Origin of the sequence: Rhodococcus sp. LB1 (assembly GCF_001583455.1) — a bacterium.
GTDB classification, from domain to species: Bacteria; Actinomycetota; Actinomycetes; order Mycobacteriales; family Mycobacteriaceae; genus Rhodococcus_F; species Rhodococcus_F opacus.
In genome coordinates, this window is record NZ_LTCZ01000315.1 from 1 (window position 1) to 4521 (window position 4521).

6 protein-coding genes are annotated in these 4521 nt (G+C 60.0%); 5 read left to right on the forward strand and 1 reads right to left on the reverse strand.

Features of this window, described 5'->3' with window-relative positions; all coding sequences use genetic code 11:
• From AZG88_RS32290 to AZG88_RS32310, 5 genes are all read left to right on the forward strand, one after another.
• A partial coding sequence (locus AZG88_RS32290; protein WP_156517675.1) for a CocE/NonD family hydrolase occupies nucleotides 1-237 on the forward strand: 237 nt, incomplete at its 5' end.
• Nucleotides 238-402: 165 nt separating this feature from the next.
• Nucleotides 403-1590: a cytochrome P450 gene (locus tag AZG88_RS32295; RefSeq protein WP_061700176.1), complete on the forward strand. Its 1188-nt coding sequence runs from the start codon at nucleotides 403-405 to the stop codon at nucleotides 1588-1590.
• A gap of 180 nt (nucleotides 1591-1770) precedes the next feature.
• A complete protein-coding gene (locus AZG88_RS32300) occupies nucleotides 1771-3024 on the forward strand; it encodes an NAD(P)/FAD-dependent oxidoreductase (RefSeq protein WP_061700180.1) in 1254 nt (417 codons plus the stop codon).
• Nucleotides 3025-3035: 11 nt separating this feature from the next.
• Entirely contained in the window at nucleotides 3036-3356 is a 321-nt protein-coding gene (locus tag AZG88_RS32305; RefSeq protein ID WP_061700177.1) for a 2Fe-2S iron-sulfur cluster-binding protein, read from the forward strand.
• Between the two features lie 156 nt (nucleotides 3357-3512).
• Nucleotides 3513-3707 (forward strand): ferredoxin, encoded by a 195-nt coding sequence (locus AZG88_RS32310; RefSeq protein ID WP_061700178.1) that lies wholly within the window; start codon nucleotides 3513-3515, stop codon nucleotides 3705-3707.
• A 409-nt stretch (nucleotides 3708-4116) separates the two neighbouring features.
• Here the strand turns inward: AZG88_RS32310 and AZG88_RS32315 are convergent, their stop codons facing one another.
• Complete coding sequence (locus tag AZG88_RS32315) at nucleotides 4117-4371, reverse strand: hypothetical protein (RefSeq protein ID WP_061700179.1); 255 nt, start codon at nucleotides 4369-4371, stop codon at nucleotides 4117-4119.
• Nucleotides 4372-4521: the final 150 nt, after the last annotated feature.

Genomic DNA, 4521 nt, shown 5'->3' on the forward strand with positions numbered 1-4521 from the left:
GCCATGAACGTGGTCATCGAGAAAAACCTTATGGTCGCGATGCGCGACGGCGTCGAACTCGCCACCGATGTCTATCGCCCGCACGGCGATGGACCGTTTCCCACCTTGGTCGAGCGCATCCCGTACAACAAGGAAATCTACGGGATGATCAGCGGTTGGGTGGACGTCCTACGCGCGGCGCGAGAGGGATTCGCGGTCGTCGTCCAGGACACGCGAGGCCGGTACCAGGCCCTATAGCACGATGGCAAAACGCCGAGACGAACGTGGGCAACAGTTGCATTAGTTCACGGGAAGCCGTCCTTGACCCCGCAAATGAGTGGTCACAATTCCGCCGTCGTTCGTCGAAGGTGGAACTCTGAGTCGCTGCGACACCGTAAATTTCTCCCCTTCGAAGGAGCAGGTATGAAAGAATTGAGTCCCACATGGTTTGCTGAGACATTCCAGTTCTTGACGGAATATCTTCCTCCGGATAAACCTCAGCCCAATCTCTTGGAAAAGTTCAGCAATACCGGGATCATCGAACCCAAAGAAGGCGTCATGCTGGCCGGGAGCCGTGCCGCATTAGCGGCGGTGACTGACCCCGAGGCGGCCTTCACGACCAGGGGGGCGGTAAAGATAGGCAATCAGCGCCCACATATTCCTCAGCAAACAGATCCACCCGACCACGCAAAATACCGGAAGCTGCTCGATCAGCTGTTCTCCCCGAAACGCATGAATTCCGTCGAATCGGAGATCTTTACTCGAGCAAATACTCTGATCGATGCCTTCATAGACCGCGGCGAGTGCAATTTCACAGACGAGTTCGCGGAGCCGTTCCCGGGGATGGTATTTCTGGACCTTCTAGGACTCCCCCAGGCGGACCGCCCGCAGCTGCAGCAGATGGCCGACGCGATCTTCCACCCTGGCGAAGGCATCACCACCGACGTTGCGGAGATCACCCGCATCCAGAACGCGGGCGGTCAGCAGATCTACGATTACTTCGGGGCCGCGATAGAGGAGCGCCGTAAGAGCCCACGCGAAGACATGCTTACCGGATTCATCGGCTCAGAGATAGACGGACGACGGCTCACCACAGAAGAGATACTCGACATCTGCTTCACTCTGGTCATCGGCGGCCTCGATACTGTGAAGGCAACACTCACCCAGTGCATGGCGTTCCTGGGGCAGAATCCTTCGCACCGCCAACGGTTGGTCGATGAGCCGGGCGTGATACCCCAGGCAATCGAAGAATTGCTTCGCTGGGAGACCCCTGCGGCCGTCAGCTTCCGGCGCTCGACGAAGGATCAGGAGGTCCTTGGTTGCCCAATGCGGGAAGGCCAGTTGGTGGTCCTGTCCTTCGGCGGTGCTAACGTCGATCCAGAGGCGTTCCCCGACGGGATGACAGTCGATTTCGATCGCAAACCAAATCGTCACCTCGCATTCGGATCCGGTATACATCGGTGCTTGGGTTCTCACCTCGCTCGCCGGGAGCTTAACGTCGCCTTGCAGGAATGGCACCGACGCATTCCCGAATGGTCGCTCAAAACCGGCACCAATTTGACGTCGTCAATGCCGATTCGAACGATCGCCAATCTCGAGCTGGTTTGGTAAATAGCGGCGGTGAACGTGGGCTCCGTGCGCGCATCAGCCAGCGCATGGAGCCTCAACCAAGGGTGCGATGGCTGTATCGCGCGCTGAGCGCGAGGCGAAGTTAGATGGCGTGTACAACACCAGGGTTCGAGCCTAGGTCATCAAGTGATCGCTACTGATCAGCACAGAAAGGCGCCACACATGGCTTACAATCCGGCTTCGACGATCGTAGTTGTTGGCGGGGGGCAGGCCGCCGTTGAGTTGGCGTTCGGGCTCCGAAAAGGGGGTCACGGGGGGCGCGTTGTGATCATTTCCGAGGAGTCGCATCCGCCATATCAGAGACCGCCGCTGTCGAAGGGTTACCTAACAGGCAAGGTTGTCCTAGGCGATCTGTATCTCCGTCCTATGGCTACCTATGAGGAAGCAAAAATCGAGCTACTGCTCAATACTCGTGTGCAGACCTTAGACCGGGCTGCTCAACAACTCATCCTCGATAACGGGAATTCGGTGGGCTACGACCTGTTAGCTCTGACAGTGGGAGGTCGTCCTCGGCAGTTGCCGATCCTGCACCAGGAGCGGAATAGCACGAATGTGCATTATCTGCGCTCGATCGTCGACATCGACGCACTGCGTGAACAGGCTCGTCCCGGCCGACGAGTGGTCATCATCGGCGGCGGGTATATCGGTCTGGAGGCCGCTTCGGTAGCAGTGACTCTTGGCGCGGAGGCCACTGTCGTCGAAGCAATGCCGCGAGTGTTGGCACGGGTTACCGCCCCCCACATGTCCGAGTTCTACGAGTCGGTCCACCGCAGCCATGGGGTGCGGATCGTCACGGGGGCATCCGTGATCGCGGCCAGCACAGATGACAGGACCTCGGAGGTCGCCAGCGTCACCCTGGACTCGGGCGAAGTATTGGAGACCGACGTCCTCGTGGTCGGCGTTGGGCTGGTACCGAACACAGAGCTGGCCGAGGAGGCCGGCCTGGTCGTCGACGGGGGCATCGTGGTGAACGAAGCCTGCCAGACCAATGACCCGCGCATCTACGCCGCCGGCGACTGCACGAAACATCCCTCCCAGCTGCACGACGGGGACCTCGTTCGGGTGGAGTCTGTGTCGAATGCTGTGGAGCAGGGACGTGTTGCCGCTCGTAATATGTTAGGCAACGAGGCCGTGCACGACGCGGTCCCATGGTTCTGGTCCGATCAATACGACCTCAAATTGCAGATGGTTGGCCGTTCGACGAACCACGACGAGATCGTAACGCGCGGGAACCCCGAGGAGAAGTCGTTCTCGACCTTTTACCTCGCCGCGGGGCGCCTCATCGGCGCCGATACTGTGAATCGTCCGACAGACTTCGCCTGGGCCCGACGCCTGGTGGCGAAAGATGTACCGGTGCAAGTTGCAGCGCTGGCTGATGAGGGCGTCCCCTTGAAGTCTCTTTTGACTTACGGCTGAATTGAGAACTGATGACGAAAATCGTGTTTGGTATGCCCTCGGGCGAAAAAAACGCTTACGACGCTGAGCCGGGCAAATCCGTGATGCGGGTCGCCGTGGCTAACCTCGTCGACGGCATCATCGGTGACTGCGGAGGATATGCCACGTGTGCCACCTGCCATGTCTATGTGGACGAGAGCTGGGTGGACAAGTTACCGCCACCAAAATCAGATGAATCGGACATGCTAGAGGTTGCCGATGACCCGAAACCGAACAGTCGGTTGTCGTGTCAGATCCACGTCGAGGAGGCGCATGACGGGTTGCTCGTGCACGTGCCGCCGGGTCAAATCTGAAATCAACACCGAATCATTAAAGCGACTGTTCGGATCGACATACCGAGCCCGGGCACTCTCCGTCGAGAAGAAGCCTGGCTCGTCGTTCTGATGAGGCATGTCACGGGGGTGGCCTGCCGCTCGGCGGTAGTCGCCCGAACGTGAGGAGACGAAATTATGCAGGTGAACGTATCAGAGAAGTGCACCGGTCACGGTCGGTGCTACACCCTTGCCGAAGACGTTTTCGAGTCCGACGACATCGGGTACAACGCCAGAGTGGGAACGACGTTCGAAGTACGTAGCGACTTGGGCGAAAGTGCCAGGTTCGGAGCATCCAGTTGTCCGGAGGACGCCATCATTATCATCGAGTGAACAGCGGCGGGGCCTTTGGCAGGTTGGCGGTCTACGGTGCCGTCCTGGGCGGCCACGTAGAGACCGGGGGCGGGGCGGATACTCGACCTTCGGATAGTCGAGGTCATGGTGAAGTCGATGAAACAAAAAGGATCCCTCGCGGGGGTTCTCGAACCAGCTCGTGGCGTTTCCGGTGAGGCCGAACCAGAGGGTGAGACGGTCGCCGGCATTCCGAAGCGCGATCGCGGCGACGCGGGAGCCCCCAAGGCGTCCGCCTTTCGGTGCGTGGTCGTAGACCAAATCGGCGAGGAGGCTCTCGCGGTGGGTAGCAAGGTATTCCAGCATCCCGAGCAGATCATTCCTGCATGGACGGGATGCTGCTTGCCGCTGTCGCCATCGCAACGCACGCACGCACTGGACCCGTCAAAGCTCACCTCAGCGGCCAGTCGATGGAAGGAGACGGGGAGATGCTCGCCCGCGTGGGCCGGTACCCCTTGTCCCGGAGCACGGTGAGCGCCGCATCGCCCCCTCCCCCACCGTCGGTCCCCGTGGTCGCAGCCGTCAGCACGCGGACCTTGACGATCACGTTGTCGGCGGTGCGGTCGAGGATGTTCATCAACGCGACCAGGACCTGCGGGTTCAGTCGCTCGGGATTCTCCGCCGTGAGCCGGTACACCTGACTCACCGACGGGTGCGCCGCCTCGCGCTTTCACGGTGAGCGCTTCGAAACTCGGAGTCGAACATAAAGAAAGGCGGCCCGACCTGGAAGAATGCGGATTGTTGAGGCCCGTATTCATCCAAATAGAAGGATCACCTGGTGAGCAGGTCTACGTCG

Excerpts from the sequence above, each read along its gene's own strand:
- AZG88_RS32310 (WP_061700178.1), top strand. The coding sequence starts at position 3,513 with ATGCAGGTGAACGTATCAGAGAAGTGCACCGGTCACGGTCGGTGCTAC.
- AZG88_RS32300 (WP_061700180.1), top strand. The coding sequence starts at position 1,771 with ATGGCTTACAATCCGGCTTCGACGATCGTAGTTGTTGGCGGGGGGCAG.
- AZG88_RS32295 (WP_061700176.1), top strand. The coding sequence starts at position 403 with ATGAAAGAATTGAGTCCCACATGGTTTGCTGAGACATTCCAGTTCTTG.
- AZG88_RS32305 (WP_061700177.1), top strand. The coding sequence starts at position 3,036 with ATGACGAAAATCGTGTTTGGTATGCCCTCGGGCGAAAAAAACGCTTAC.